Genomic DNA, 13,303 nt, shown 5'->3' with positions numbered 1-13,303 from the left:
TTTTTTCATGGGTTGCGCGCGCTCAGCGCACCGGTTGCCGCGCGCCCAGGGTGCACAGCAGGTAAGGCATCGGCTCGTCGCCCACCCAGGCGTTGAACGGCGTGCAGGTCTCGCGCCGCACGGGCAAGCCGTAGGCCGCCAGGGTCTGCGCGGTGCGCTCCACGATGGCGACATTCTGCGCGGCCAGGTCCATCCGGTGGGCCGGTTGCAGTTCCAGCACGCAGTGCTTGCCGGCGGGGACCTGCTCGCGCGGCGCCAGTTGCATCTTCATGCGTACCCGTTGCGTGAGCCATTGCAGCGCGGCGCAGCCCCGTTCCCCCGACGTCAAGCCCAGCATGTCGGCCAGCGCATTGCGCTCCTCCAGCCGCTGCTGCTGCGGGTTTTTCGCGCCAGACACGAGCACGTAATGCGGGCCGGCGCGCTCGTCCATCGCAGCCAGGATGCGGGCGACCCAGGCCGGCGTTTCGGGAAAGCCGCCCGCCAGCGCCATGAAGCGTACCTGCCTGGGGAAGAACTCGGCCATCCAGCCGGACGGCGGATTGCCCTGGGCCGTCACCACCACCGTGCGTTCCGGGTGGACGATGGCCGGCACGTCGGCGCGGAAACTCTTCGCGGCCCAGCCGGCGTGGCCCCAGGTGCCGAACGGGAAGACGACCAGGGTTCCGAGGACCAGCACCCAGCCTGCCATGTGCCGCGCGCGCTGCGCCGGCAGCAAGGCATGGAACAGCACCCAGGCGACCAGCGGCGCGAGCATCTCGATCGGCACCAGGTAACGGTGGATGCTGAACAGCTTCATCCAGGCCAGGAACGCGACGCCGAAGAAGACCAGCAGGAAGCGCTCGCGCCCAGCCGGCACCGCGGCGCGGCGCCACAATACGCGCACCAGCAGTGCGACGGCAAGCAGGTACACCACGGGCCACATCACCTGGCGGAAGAACAGTTCCGAGACGCGCTCGAACTGCACGGTGAACACCAGCGGCCAGGCCAGTGCTTCCCAGAAATTGTGCGGCAGGTGGTGGATGTCGATCACGCCGTTTTCCAGCGCCAGCGGGCTCTTGAAGATGCTGTTGAATTGCGGGAACAGCGGATTGCCGAAGTGGGTCCACATCGTGTGGAACCACCATCCCGCCGTGACCGCGATGCCGCCGAGCACGCCGAGGCCGAACACGAAGGCCAGCCGCAGCCGCCCCCACCACGCGGCCGGCACCGCCAGCAGGGCGGTGCACAAGCCCACGGCATAGGTGGCATTGGTCAGTTTCAGGCCCGTGCCCAGGCCCATCACGAAGCCTGCCGCCAGCGCGAGCGGCAGCGCGCCGCGCGCCATGGCAGCCAGCCGGTCCCATTGCCGCACAAGCAGCAACAGCGCCGACAGCACGAGCAGCGACGTCGTATTGTCGCCCATCGAGTTGCCCAGTTCCGACAGGAAGCCCACCGTGCACAGGCCGGCCAGCGCGAGCAGCAGCGGCACCCGGCAGCCCTCCGCGCCGGGCAGGCGGGGCAACACGGCCCGGCCGATCGCCAGCAGCAACGGGAAATTCAGGCCATGCAGCACGCCCATGATGAAGCCCACCACCGGTCCCGGCAGTGCCTGCGTGAGCAAGTAGTAGGGCACGTCCACCGTGGGATTGAAGTAACTCTGCCACTGGCCGGGAGCCAGGTCGAACCCGATACGTCCGTTCAGTACCGCGAACGGGTTGTACAGGTGGTAGTTGCGCATGTCCCAGCCGTTGTCCTGCCCGAGCAGCACGGACAGCAGGCCGCACAGGAGAGGCACGAGCCACGCGGCGCGGCGCGGCGCCGTGCTCGATTCGAGCGGCGCGCAGCGGCGACCGAACCAGGCTTCCAACCTGGCCAGCATCGAGCGCCCCATCATGCCACCGCGGCGCTGCCGCGCGAGGACGGATTGGGCCGCGCCGCCATCGGCACGGAAAGGTAGGCAAAGCGCTTCTGTTCGATGCGGCCCTTGGTCACCGCATCGAGGATGATGCCGCAGGCCAGCAGGATCACACCGAACAGCATGATGGCCGTGCACAGCAGCGCGGTGGGCAGGCGTGGCACGAGCCCCGTTTCGAGGTACGTCACCGCCAGCGGCGCGGCCATGCCGACCGAGGTCAGCGCGCACAGCACGAAGGCGATGGAATACGTGGCCAGCGGGCGCTCCGACTTGAACAGGCGCAGGATGGTGAGGAGGATGCGCGCGCCGTCGCGCCAGGTGGAGAGCTTGGAGACCGATCCTTCCGGCCGCGACTTGTAGCGCGTTTCCACCTCCGCGACCGGCATGCGCAGTCCCAGGGCGTGCACCGTCAGCTCGGTCTCGATCTCGAACCCGGTGGAGTGGGCGGCGAACGACTTCACATAGCGGCGCGAGAACACGCGGTAGCCGGACAGGATATCGCTGAACGTGCGGCCGAACAGCGCGGCCACGCAACCGGTCAGCAGCCGGTTGCCGAAGCGGTGCCCGAAGCGGTAGGCCTGCTCTTCCTCGGTGACACGGCTGCCCACGACCATGTCCATCCCTTCGGCGAGCAGCTTCTCGACCATGCGTGGCGCGGCCGAAGCGTCGTACGTATCGTCGCCGTCCACCATCACGTAGGCGTCGGCCTCCACATCCGAGAACATGCGGCGCACCACGGAGCCCTTGCCTTGTGCCGTCACGTGGCACACCACGGCGCCGCTGGCACTGGCGATCGCGACGGTGTCGTCCGTGCTGTTGTTATCGAACACATAGATCTGGGCCGTGGGCAACGCCACGCGGAAATCGCGGACGATGGCGGCGATGGTAGTGGCCTCGTTATAACACGGCACCAGGACGGCAACGCGTGGTTGGGACTCGATCATGACAGGCAAAGGCGAGGGCAAAACGGCCATTATAACCAGACAGCTTTTGCCGGAGAGCCCGGCCGGCTCGCCGGCAAAGCCTGATCAGCTCGGCGCACGCAGATGCCGCGCCAGGTCGGCCAGCCGGTATGGCTTGCCGACAAAGTCGAATTCATCCAGGTCCGCCGGCTGGTCCTGCGCCGCCTGCTGCGGGTAGCCGGAAGCGATGATGATCTTCACCTGGGGCCAGCGGCGGCGCACCTCGCGAGCCAGGTCGAGGCCCGTCATCCCATTCGGCATCATCAGGTCGGTGAACAGCACGTCGACGCCCACCTCCGTGCCGTGCTGCTCCAGCAGGCGCAGCGCGGCCACGCCGTCCGGCGCAGTGTGCACTTCATAACCCATCGTTTCGAACAGGTCGCAGGCCACCGCCATCACCAGCTGGTCGTCCTCCACGATCAGCACGCGCTCGGCGTGCGCATTGCCCTCGCCGCCCGATTCGACGACACACTCGTGCGCCGGCAGGAACAGGCTGATCGCCGTGCCCTTGCCCATCTCGGTGCGGATCTGCACGTCGCCGCCCGATTGGGTGATGAAGCCATAGACCTGCGACAGGCCCAGGCCCGTGCCCTTGCCGACCGGCTTGGTGGTGAAGAACGGCTCGAAGGCGCGGGAGACCACTTCCGGCGTCATGCCCGTGCCGGTGTCGCGCACCATCACGCGCACGTAGTCGCCGGCCGGCAGCGTGCCCACCTCCTTGTCGCGCAGTTGCACATTGCGCGTTTCGAGCGTCAGCGAACCGCCGCCGGGCATCGCGTCGCGCGCGTTGACGACGAGGTTCAGCAGCGTGGCCTCGAAGCGGGCTTCGTCGACGAAGATGCTGGCCAGCCGCGGCGCCAGGTCGAACACGAACGACACCTGCGGCCCGCTGGCGCGGCGCAGCACCTGTTCGAAACTGCCGATCAAGGCATTGGCCTGGTGCAGCGCCGCCGACAACGGCTGCTGGCGCGCGAAGGACAGCAATTGCTGCGTGAGCAGCGCGCCGCGGTCGATCGCGCGGCGCATGCTGTTCAGCACCCGCAGCGTGGTGCTGCCCGGGTTTTGCGCATGCAGGATGTCGACACCGGAAGACAGCACGGCCAGCAGGTTGTTGAAGTCGTGCGCCACGCCGCCCGTCAGCTGGCCGATCGCTTCCATCTTCTGGGCCTGGAACAGCGCGTTGCGGGTCTGCTCCAGCGATTCTGCCGTGGCGCGCTGCTCGGTCACATCGCGCGTGATCTTGGCGAAGCCGATCAGGGTGCCGTTCTCGTCGCGGATCGCATCGAGCACGGCGTGGGCAAAGAAGCGCGTGCCGTCGCGGCGCACGCGCCACCCTTCGCTCTCGAAGCGGCCTTCGCGCGCCGCCGTTTCGATCGCCCGTTGCGGCACGCCGGCCTCCCGGTCCTCGTCCGTGAAGAAGCGGCTGAAATGGGTGCCCAGCACTTCTTCCTGCGTGTAGCCCTTGATGCGCTGCGCGCCCACGTTCCAGTTGGTGATCTCCCCCTTCGGCGACAGCATGTAGATCGCGTAATCGGTCACCCCTTGCACCAGCAGGCGGAAATGCTGCTCGCTCTGGCGCAGCGCTTCCTGGGCGGCGCGGCGGTCGGTGATGTCGCGCGTAATCTTCGCAAAGCCGAGCAGCACGCCGTCGGCATTGCGGATCGGGTCGATGACCACGCTGGCCCAGAAGCGCGTGCCGTCGTTGCGCACGCGCCAGCCCTCGCCTTCGAAGCGGCCTTCGTGGCGCGCGGCGTTCAGTGCCCGCTCGGGCAGGCCGGCGGCACGGTCCTCCTCCGTGTAGAAACGGGAGAAGTGCTGGCCCATGATCTCGTGGGCCTTGTACCCCTTGAAACGCTCAGCCCCGGCGTTCCAGCTGCTCACATAACCTTCGGAATCGAGCATGTAGATCGCATAGTCGCTGATGCTCGCCACCAGCAGCTCGTAACGTTGCTGGAAGTCGGGCAAGGCCGGCTTGGTCGTGAAAGGCACGGTCTGGGGCAGCGACGGGCTGTGGTCTGAGTTTTCGCTCATCGTGTCCTTCGCTGAGGATGATTGTCGCGAAATTGTACCGCCAACCGTGCGCGCGCACGGCTCGCCCAGGGCGTACCATCGCCCTGTTCAGGACATGGTCACTTTTATGTTGCAATTTGGTAACATCCTGATGTCAATCGTGCTAATTCCCGCGCTGGCAGCCTTGGCCGGCCCGGCTGCCGCGCAGGCGGAATCGGAGGCCATGCCCCGCGTTTCGGTGACGTCGACGCGCGACCCGGTCGACAAGTCCTACCGCCGCATGGTGCGCGGCATGGACCGCTTCGCGCGCGAGGCGCCGGTCATGGCACCGGGTGCCACATTGCGCTTTCGCCTGCTGCCGCGGCGGCCCGGCACGCACATGGAAGGCATCGAGCTGAAAGTGGTGGGCGACACGCTGAGCCTGCCGGTACCCGTCGCCCCCGACAATGGCTTCACCCTGGAGCGCGACGAGCAGGCCTGGCGCGAGGATGGGGCCCTGGTGGCGAACCGCCGCACGGCCAGCATGACCTGGCGCGCGGACGTGCGCAGCCCCGGCGTAGCCGAGGGCATGCGCCGGCTGGGCGACCTGCGCCTGGAATGCCGGGTGGGCATGGAAGCGGGGCTCGTGTCGAACAACACCCACCTGTTCGCCTGGCTGGGCGACCTGCTGACGAACCCGGACAAAGTGTGCGACGACCCGGACGGCCGCTACCTGTTCTTCACCGAGCGCCCCGTGTTCGCGGTAACGCTGCATGCGCACGGGCGCGCCGTGCCGGCGCCCCTGCGCTTCCTGTACGCCGGGGGCCGCGTGCAATCGCCGGACCTGCCTTACTGCGACTGCGAGGTACTGCTCGACCGCAGCTACCACGCGCCGATCTGGGACCGCGGCTGGCCGGACGACACGCTGCTCTCCTTCGAGTACATGGACGATCCCGCTCCGCCCGGCGCGCCCGCCGTGCCCGGCGTGGAACGGGGCCAGACGCGCGAACAGGTGCAAGCCCTGCTGGGGCCGGGCACCGCGGTGCCGTTCCGCGACGGCCGCGAAGCCTGGCTGTACCCGCGCACCGACGACCGCCGCGCCGAGGGCAAGCCGGAATACCTGGTGCTGTTCGATGCAGGCGGGCGCGTGGTCAAGAGCCGCCTGCGCGCGGGCGACAAGTAAGTTCGAATCCGGCGCGCTAGTTCATGCGCAGCCGGCGGAGGTCGTCCACCACCGGCACGATGGCCAGCAGCACGAGCATCGTTGCGAGCGGCACCGTGGCCGCGTAACCGAGCCGGGCAAAACCCGTGGCCCCCACGATGCCGCCGACGAAGAAGCACAGCGCAAGCATGGCCAGCAGGCACAGCCGGCCGCGGTTCGCCACCACGGGCGGCGCCGCGCCATCGCGGTTCGGATACAGCGCCTTGCCCAGTTCGATGCCGATATCGGTCACCACGCCCGTGATATGCGTGGTGCGGATTTCCGCGTTGGACAGCTTGGTGATCACGGCGTTCTGCAAGCCCATCATGAAGCACAGCAACGTGACCGTGGCGGGCACGATGAGCACCTCGACCGAAGCCAGCCACGTTCCCAGCATGCCGAACGACAGCAGCAGCACCGCTTCGAACAAGAGCGGCAGCGCATAGACGCTGTGCAGCGCGCGCCGGCGCGCATAGTTGACCATCAGCGCGCAGCAGGCGGCGCCGCCAATGAAGGCAAGCAGTGCGGCAAGGCCGGCGGCGGCCAGCTCGAAGGCGCCGGCGGCCGCGTGATCGGCCATTGCCGACACGATGCCGGTCATGTGCGACGTGTACTGGTGCACGGCGACGAAGCCTCCGGCATTGGCGGCACCGGCCACGAACGCCAATACCATGCCGAGCTGCCGGTTGCCGCCGGGCTCGCGCTGGCGGCCGGTGAGGCGGCGGGCATAGTTGATAGGCATCCTGACTCCAGGGCGTGATTGCCCAAATAAAAGTCAAGTTACACCCGCGCCGCTCGGCCGGTCAACGGCTGACGGGCTCACGCACAGGGGACTAGGCAAAGCCGCAACAGGGCTGCTATAATTGCGCGCCTTGGCCTGGTAGCTCAGTTGGTAGAGCAGAGGACTGAAAATCCTTGTGTCGGTGGTTCGATTCCGCCCCGGGCCACCAAGATTCGATAAAAACGCCACCTTCGGGTGGCGTTTTGTTTGCGTGGCCGATTTTTGCGCCGCCGATTGCTCATGTCGGCGGCCGCCCTTCCCCCGCGGTGAGCTTCTCGATCACCTTGACAGCCGTTCCACCGCCGGGCACGAGCGCGCCGGCGAGCTCCGAGTCCATCTCGAACAGCATTTCCCGCGTGGTGATGGATTGCAGCGTGTCCTTGAACCACTGGCCGTTCTCGATCACGTCGCCCGTCAGGCCATCGACTTCGATGACGCCGGCCTTGTCCTCCGTCGTCCAGGTGAATTCGAAGGCGAACACCGGCCGGTAGTACAGGTGCAGCTTGTCGAGGGTGAGCACGTCGTCCTGGAATTCGTGCGCATTGATTTCATCGGCGGACAGCGTTTGGCCTATCCTTTGCAGCAGCATCGGCAGACGCAGTTGCGGCACGATCGCCTCGGGCAGTTCCAGCACCGTTCTTTCCTGCGCCGGGTATTTGCTGATGTACCTGGCCAGCACCCCAGGCTCGAGCTCGCGAAGCAGGCCGTCGAGATAATCCTCGTAGACGATATCGCGGTGCGAGTACTCGACGGCCGGCAGGTTGATGATCCGCCTCTTCCCCTGGTCCACGACATCGGCATCGGATGATTCCTCCGCGAGCCGCCAGCGAATGCGCGGCGGTCGGAATGCTACTGTGCTTTCCGCGCCGCCGGCATCACGGATCCGGCAGTTTCGATGCCCCATCGACGGCGGCCTGCGGACGCAGGTCAGGCCTTGTGCCGCTTCGCGTGCACGCCCAGGCCCAGCAGGCCCAGGCCCATCATGAGCCACGCCGATGGCTCCGGCACCGGCGTCACGGCGGTGACATCGAGATTATCCAGCGTGACCATGCCCCACGCGTTCGGCGTGATACGGGCGATCTCGACTGCGCGCAGATCGGTAAAACCGGCAAAGTCGAAGTGGTTCAGCGATGCACCGGAACCGTACGTCGCGCTGTTCGGCAGATCGTCCAGCGTGACGGTAGTGCTGATGGTCGTGCCATCGGCCTTGTAGCCGATGACGGCAAAGGAAGCCTCGGCTGCTTCGCCAAACCCCTCATGCGTGTTGCCCAGATCGAACGCGTTCAGCGAGAACGGATTGCCGTCCGCACGGCGCACGGCCAGCACGGGGGAGGCGATCAGATGGTCGGTGCCGTCGAAGGCGCAGTTGACGCGCGAGCCACCGCAGAACACCATCGTGTTCATCTCCCCCGCATACCAGTGGCCTTCGGCAGTGAACGTGTACCCCTGGTAGACGGAGCTGTCGCGGAAATAGGTATACACGCCACTGACAACGTGGCTGGCGCCGGCCAAGTCGGTTCCCGCGGTGCCATCGAACGTCACGACCTCGGCCTGTGCGGCCGCCGCAAGGGACAGCGTGGATGCGAGCGCTAACTTAACCAATGGTGATTTGAACATGCATTTCTCTCGGTTATTGTGGGCCTTCGATTATAGCCAAGAGATTTGCCAAAAAGACATGCCTTTTTGGCATGCAATATCAATCGTGGTAGCCCTGCAACGTCGCGCTACCGTTGCCCCGAGTCGACCGCCTCCAGCGCCAGCCTCGCCATCGACAGCGCCCCGTCGAACGACCTCGCCGCCGCGATAAACCGCCCGTTGTGGCAGAACGTTGCATCCGGCACGCCGGTCACGGCCGCCAGCTCCGCATCGCGCAGGCCCGCCCAGGCCGCCGGCAGGTCTGCCCGGGCCGTGAAGTTCTCGGGGCTCACGGGCACCGTGTGCAGCATGTAGCGCTTCTCGGATTGATTGTGGCTCAGTACAAACAGCACTTTGGGCATTTCCCTGCGCACCACCTGCGTCCACGGCAGCGCGCTGTTACGCAGGAACAACAGGCGCCCCCCTTCCAGCACTTCGGAGTCGCGCACCTGGTCCACGGCCAGCATGGCGCCGACGCGGTACTTGACGGCATTGACGAGGATGTCGGTCAGGATGCCCATCGCGCGGCGGAACTGCTCGAGCCGGTAGGCTTCGGCGGCCTCGCCGTAGCCCAGCCTTTCCTCGTCCAGCCAGTTCGGGTTGTAGCCGGAGATCACGGCCGACAGCCCGTAGCCGCCGGGCGCGTTCTTGGCCGCGCCCACGTCCGACAGGTCCAGGTATTGCACGATGTCGGCATCGATCGCGTAGGCGATCTCGCGCGCCGTATCGTCCGGCAGGCGCTGGCCCGTGTGGCTGGCCGCCAGCGCGCTCACGCAGCGGGCGCCGTATTCACGCCACACCAGCCCTGCGCTGGCGTACGGCACGCCGGTCTGCCGTGCGCCGTCGAACCCCTTCTGGTGATGATCGAAGCGGCCGGTGGCCGGGTTCCAGATGCCGCCGACGTCGATGGCGAAGTCGGCCGCCTCGATCGTGGCCGGATCGCGCGTGCGGACCAGTTGCGCATCGGGAAACAGGACGAACAGGACGGCCACGGCCCACGCGTCGTCCGCGTGGAACTTGCCGTTGTGGGTGACGATCACCATGACGATCTCCGGGAAGGTAGCGGATCGGGTACTGCTCTCGCCAGATGATACCGGCTTCGCCGGCCTCCGCCCCGTCCCGGAGTGCCGGATCCCCGGCCTGGCCGCCTTGCTCGGCGACCTTACTTGCCGACGACCTTCAGCTGGTCCACGTCCAGCTTCGATTCGCCGATCAGTTCCTTGTCGAATTCGCCGACAAGCTCGACTTCGTTCGTGTGGTCGACCTTCACGCCGGCCGGGAAGCGCTTGTCGTCGATCTCCACGGTGATCTTGCCGCTGGCGTCGGCGAATTCGTACTCCTCGTCGCCCTTGTGGCTCAGCAGCTTGCCTTTCAGGCGCACGCGCTGGTCGTCCTTGCCGTTGGCCAGCAAGTCCTTCGCCGTCATCAGCGGCACGCTCGACGGGCCGGTATAGCCGCCCGGTGCCGCCTTCGCTTCGGCTGCGGGCGCGGCGGCGGCCGAGGGGCCGGAATAGCCGCCGGTCTGGGCGACGGCGACGGCCGACACGGCCAGCACGGCGGTGATGCAGGAAAGTTGGATAAAGCGTTTCATGGTCTGTCCTCCAATGTGGTTGAGTGGAAGCCGCCAACGGTGGCGGGCATGGACGCATTACATCGACGGCACATTAATGGGATCTTAAAGTCCCATCTCAAGGGGCTGCTCCGGAAACTCCAGCGTCACCCCGAGCCCGCGCCCATCGAGCCCGCCACCGAACGCCAGCGTGGCGCCATGCAGGTCGGCGATGCGCCGCACGATCGACAGGCCAAGGCCGCTGCCGCCCTGCCCCTGTCCCAGCACACGGAAGAAGCGCTCGGTCAAGCGGTCCATGGCGGCGGCATCGACGCCCGGCCCGTTGTCGCGCACGGCGATGCGGGCCCACCCGCCGACACGTACCGCTTCGACTTCGACACGGCTGCCGTCCGGGCAATAGCGCAAGGCATTGTCGACCAGGTTGCGCAAGGCGATCTCCAGCATCTGGGGGTTCGCGTCCACCACATCGAGCGTGCAGCGCATCGTCAACGTGATGCCGCGCTGCGCGGCAATCGGCGCGTGCGTGGCTTGCAGCTGCTCCAGCAGCGGCACCAGCGCCACGCCCTGGCGCGCCAGCTGTTCGCGCGACAGCGGGTCCATGCGGGCGAGCGTGAGCAGGCTGTCCACCAGCGCCGTCACCCGCCCGATATCGTCGCGCAACTTGCGGAACGGGCCGGCCAGGTCGGGGTGCTGGCGCTGCAGCAGTTGCACGTGCATGTGCAGGCCGGCCAGCGGCGTGCGCAATTCATGCGCCGCGTCCGCCGTGAAGCGGCGCTCCGCCTGCAGCGCCGTGTCCAGGCGCCCGAGCACGCCGTTCAGCGCCTGCACGATCGGCAGCAATTCGCGCGGTTGGCCGTCTATGGGCACCAGCGCGAGGTCTTGCGGCGTCTTGGCGGCGATGGCGGAGGCGGTGCGCCCCAGCGGTTGCAGTACGCGCCCGGTCAACAGCCAACACACCAGCGCCAGCAGCACGAGGATCCCGAGCACGGGCAGCCACAGGTGCTCGGCCAGCTCCTCCAGGATATCGAAGCGTTTCGACTGCTTCTGGCCCACCTGCACTTCCACACCGCGCCGCGCGTCGCGCACCACGAACACACGCCAGGCGTCGCCATCCACCTCGGCGTCGGCAAAGCCGTCGTCATCGTCGAAGCCGGCCATGAAGGGCCGCGCCGGCGCGCCGCCGGTGCGCTGGATCACGCGACCATCGACCACGACCTGGTACTGCATGTCCACCTTGTGCTCCCGCGCATCGCGCGGCCCCTGCTGCGCCAGCAAACCGCGCTCGGCCCAGTCGGTGGTGGCGGCCATCAGCATGTAGCCGGATTCCTCCAGCGCATCGTCGAACACCTCCTCCGTTTCCTGCCAGGCGATCAGCGTGACGGTGCCCAGGCTGGCCAGCCAAAGCACGGTGGTCGCGGCCACGATCGCCGCCAGCAGCCGGCGCCGCAGCGACCATGAGGGACGCGGCGCTTCAGTCGCCATCGTTCTTCAGCCGGTAGCCCAGGCCCCGCACCGTCACGATGCTGTCGCTGCCCAGCTTCTTGCGCAGGTTGTGGATATACACCTCGATGGCGTTGCTTTCCACTTCGTCGCCCCAGCCGTACAGGGTTTCCTCGATCTGGGCGCGCGTGACGATGCTGTTCCGGCGCAGCAGCAGCGCATACAGCACGTGGTATTCGCGGGCCGTTAGCGCCACCGGCTGGCCGGCCAGCGTGGCTTGCCGGGTGTCGAGGTTGATCGCGATATCGCCGTGCGCCAGCTGGTTGCTGACCTGGTCGGCGCCACGCCGCACGGCGGCGCGGATGCGTGCCGACATCTCTTCGAGCTCGAACGGCTTGACCAGGTAATCGTCCGCGCCCAGGTCCAGCCCCTCTACCCGGTCCGCCAGCGCATTGAAGGCGGTGATCAGGATGACGGGCACGCGGTTGCCTTCCGCGCGCAGCCTGGCGAGCAGCGCGTCGCCGGAAAGACCCGGCAAGCCGCGATCGAGCAGCACGCAATCGTAGCGGTGGGTCATGAGCGCGGTTTGCGCGGAATCGCCGCGTTGCACCCAGTCGACCGCGTGCCGGTCCAGGCGCAGCCAGGACTGGATGGTTTCGCCAAGCGAGGTGTCGTCTTCGACCAGCAGGATGCGCATGGGAACCTTAACGTGAAATGGCAGCAAGTATGCCGGAAGTGACGACACTGCGACGGCAAGGTGAAGGGGATCTTAAGTGCGCCAACCCGGGCGGAAGCGTAAAAACGGGCTCGACGCTTTGAGCCAGCTCAAATTACCATTAAATTAAGTTGTATGACGTCGTACAAATAAATGCTATCTTAGCGGTAAGGCAACAGCGGAGCTATCGGTACGTTACGCCATGACCCGCTTAGTCGTTGCTTATTAAGCATCTTATGTCTTATAGATGACTCACCAAGCGCATTTCCACACATCAAGTCGTACGACGTCCACTATATAAGTCCTGAAACGTCCTTCATCGGAGGTAGACATGAACGTGCCCGTGAATCCCTTTAAACAAGCGCTGCGCAACCGGCGGATGCAGCTCGGCCTGTGGTCGGGCCTGTCCAGCCACGTGACGGTCGAGGTGTTGGCCAACGCCGGCTTCGACTGGCTGCTGATCGATACCGAGCATTCCCCCAATGAGTTGCCGATGGTGCACGCGCAATTGCAGGCCGTGGCACGCGGCGCCACGCACCCGATCGTGCGCCCCACGTGGAACGACACCGTCGTCATCAAGCGCCTGCTCGATATCGGCGCGCAGACGCTGCTGATCCCGTTCGTGGAAAACGCGGATGAAGCGCGCCAGGCGGTGGCGGCCACCCGCTATCCGCCGCTGGGCGTACGCGGCTATGCCGCCGCGGCGCGCGCCTCGGACTTCGGCCGCATCAAGGATTACCCGCATGCCTGCGAGGAGCAGCTGTGCGTGCTGGTGCAGGTGGAAACGCCTGCGGCGCTCGCCAATATCGAGGCGATTGCCGAAGTCGACGGCGTGGACGGCATCTTCATCGGGCCGGGCGACCTGGCGGCCAGCATGGGCCACATCGGCCAGATCGGCCACCCGGACGTGGTAACCGCCATCGACGATGCGCTGGCCCGCATTCGCGCCAGCGGAAAACCGGCCGGCATTCTCGCCTCCGACGAAAAGCTGGCGCGCCACTGGATCGAAGTGGGCGTGGACTTCATCGCCGTCGGCAGCGACACGGGGCTGCTGGCGCGCGGCGCCGAGCAACTGGCGGCCAAGTTCAGGAACGCCGCCTGACCCCACTACACTAC

12 protein-coding genes and 1 tRNA gene are annotated in these 13,303 nt (G+C 66.7%); 3 read left to right on the top strand and 10 right to left on the bottom strand.

What is annotated here, in order from left to right; genetic code table 11:
* Nucleotides 1-22: 22 nt before the first annotated feature.
* The 3 genes from V6Z91_RS11340 to V6Z91_RS11330 form a co-directional block, all read right to left on the bottom strand.
* Nucleotides 23-1,858: a hypothetical protein gene (locus tag V6Z91_RS11340; protein ID WP_338770445.1), complete on the bottom strand. Its 1,836-nt coding sequence runs from the start codon at nucleotides 1,856-1,858 to the stop codon at nucleotides 23-25.
* 11 nt (nucleotides 1,859-1,869) lie between these two features.
* A complete protein-coding gene (locus V6Z91_RS11335; protein WP_338770443.1) occupies nucleotides 1,870-2,838 on the bottom strand; it encodes a glycosyltransferase family 2 protein in 969 nt (322 codons plus the stop codon).
* Nucleotides 2,839-2,922: 84 nt separating this feature from the next.
* On the bottom strand, nucleotides 2,923-4,887 hold the full coding sequence (locus V6Z91_RS11330; RefSeq protein WP_338770441.1) for a PAS domain S-box protein: 1,965 nt from the start codon (nucleotides 4,885-4,887) through the stop codon (nucleotides 2,923-2,925).
* A gap of 130 nt (nucleotides 4,888-5,017) precedes the next feature.
* Between V6Z91_RS11330 and V6Z91_RS11325 the strand changes: the two genes are divergently transcribed.
* Entirely contained in the window at nucleotides 5,018-6,028 is a 1,011-nt protein-coding gene (locus V6Z91_RS11325; protein WP_338770437.1) for a hypothetical protein, read from the top strand.
* Nucleotides 6,029-6,044: 16 nt separating this feature from the next.
* On the opposite strand, the gene V6Z91_RS11320 is transcribed toward V6Z91_RS11325, so the two are convergent.
* Nucleotides 6,045-6,788 carry a YoaK family protein gene (locus V6Z91_RS11320; protein ID WP_338770434.1) on the bottom strand — a complete coding sequence of 248 codons (744 nt, stop codon included), beginning with the start codon at nucleotides 6,786-6,788 and terminating at the stop codon, nucleotides 6,045-6,047.
* A 132-nt stretch (nucleotides 6,789-6,920) separates the two neighbouring features.
* Between V6Z91_RS11320 and V6Z91_RS11315 the strand changes: the two genes are divergently transcribed.
* A tRNA-Phe gene (locus V6Z91_RS11315) sits at nucleotides 6,921-6,996 on the top strand.
* 69 nt (nucleotides 6,997-7,065) lie between these two features.
* Here V6Z91_RS11315 and V6Z91_RS11310 read toward each other — a convergent pair.
* From V6Z91_RS11310 to V6Z91_RS11285, 6 genes are all read right to left on the bottom strand, one after another.
* Nucleotides 7,066-7,617 carry a hypothetical protein gene (locus V6Z91_RS11310; RefSeq protein WP_338770431.1) on the bottom strand — a complete coding sequence of 184 codons (552 nt, stop codon included), beginning with the start codon at nucleotides 7,615-7,617 and terminating at the stop codon, nucleotides 7,066-7,068.
* Nucleotides 7,618-7,754: 137 nt separating this feature from the next.
* Entirely contained in the window at nucleotides 7,755-8,429 is a 675-nt protein-coding gene (locus tag V6Z91_RS11305) for a PEP-CTERM sorting domain-containing protein (protein ID WP_338770428.1), read from the bottom strand.
* Between the two features lie 122 nt (nucleotides 8,430-8,551).
* Nucleotides 8,552-9,505, bottom strand: a complete 954-nt coding sequence (locus V6Z91_RS11300) for an MYG1 family protein (protein WP_338770426.1) — start codon at nucleotides 9,503-9,505, stop codon at nucleotides 8,552-8,554.
* 119 nt (nucleotides 9,506-9,624) lie between these two features.
* Nucleotides 9,625-10,053, bottom strand: coding sequence for a NirD/YgiW/YdeI family stress tolerance protein (locus V6Z91_RS11295; RefSeq protein ID WP_338770424.1), 429 nt, complete (start codon nucleotides 10,051-10,053; stop codon nucleotides 9,625-9,627).
* Nucleotides 10,054-10,137: 84 nt separating this feature from the next.
* The gene (locus tag V6Z91_RS11290) at nucleotides 10,138-11,514 is read right to left on the bottom strand and encodes an ATP-binding protein (RefSeq protein WP_338770422.1); all 1,377 of its coding nucleotides are present in this window, start codon (nucleotides 11,512-11,514) and stop codon (nucleotides 10,138-10,140) included.
* On the bottom strand, nucleotides 11,504-12,169 hold the full coding sequence (locus tag V6Z91_RS11285) for a response regulator transcription factor (protein ID WP_338770421.1): 666 nt from the start codon (nucleotides 12,167-12,169) through the stop codon (nucleotides 11,504-11,506). Before V6Z91_RS11285 ends, V6Z91_RS11290 begins: the two co-directional genes overlap by 11 nt.
* A 349-nt stretch (nucleotides 12,170-12,518) precedes the next feature.
* On the opposite strand from V6Z91_RS11285, the gene hpaI reads away from it, so the two are divergent.
* A complete protein-coding gene (gene hpaI, locus V6Z91_RS11280) occupies nucleotides 12,519-13,289 on the top strand; it encodes a 4-hydroxy-2-oxoheptanedioate aldolase (RefSeq protein ID WP_338770418.1) in 771 nt (256 codons plus the stop codon).
* Nucleotides 13,290-13,303: the final 14 nt, after the last annotated feature.

Source organism: Massilia sp. METH4 (genome assembly GCF_037094685.1).
Taxonomy (GTDB): Bacteria; Pseudomonadota; Gammaproteobacteria; order Burkholderiales; family Burkholderiaceae_D; genus Rugamonas.
This window is presented reverse-complemented; position numbering and strand designations above follow the sequence as displayed.

Coding starts and splice junctions, on each gene's coding strand:
- V6Z91_RS11285 (WP_338770421.1), bottom strand. CDS start 12,169: ATGCGCATCCTGCTGGTCGAAGACGACACCTCGCTTGGCGAAACCATC.
- hpaI (WP_338770418.1), top strand. CDS start 12,519: ATGAACGTGCCCGTGAATCCCTTTAAACAAGCGCTGCGCAACCGGCGG.
- V6Z91_RS11290 (WP_338770422.1), bottom strand. CDS start 11,514: ATGGCGACTGAAGCGCCGCGTCCCTCATGGTCGCTGCGGCGCCGGCTG.
- V6Z91_RS11325 (WP_338770437.1), top strand. CDS start 5,018: ATGTCAATCGTGCTAATTCCCGCGCTGGCAGCCTTGGCCGGCCCGGCT.
- V6Z91_RS11295 (WP_338770424.1), bottom strand. CDS start 10,053: ATGAAACGCTTTATCCAACTTTCCTGCATCACCGCCGTGCTGGCCGTG.
- V6Z91_RS11320 (WP_338770434.1), bottom strand. CDS start 6,788: ATGCCTATCAACTATGCCCGCCGCCTCACCGGCCGCCAGCGCGAGCCC.
- V6Z91_RS11335 (WP_338770443.1), bottom strand. CDS start 2,838: ATGATCGAGTCCCAACCACGCGTTGCCGTCCTGGTGCCGTGTTATAAC.
- V6Z91_RS11340 (WP_338770445.1), bottom strand. CDS start 1,858: ATGCTGGCCAGGTTGGAAGCCTGGTTCGGTCGCCGCTGCGCGCCGCTC.
- V6Z91_RS11300 (WP_338770426.1), bottom strand. CDS start 9,505: ATGGTGATCGTCACCCACAACGGCAAGTTCCACGCGGACGACGCGTGG.
- V6Z91_RS11330 (WP_338770441.1), bottom strand. CDS start 4,887: ATGAGCGAAAACTCAGACCACAGCCCGTCGCTGCCCCAGACCGTGCCT.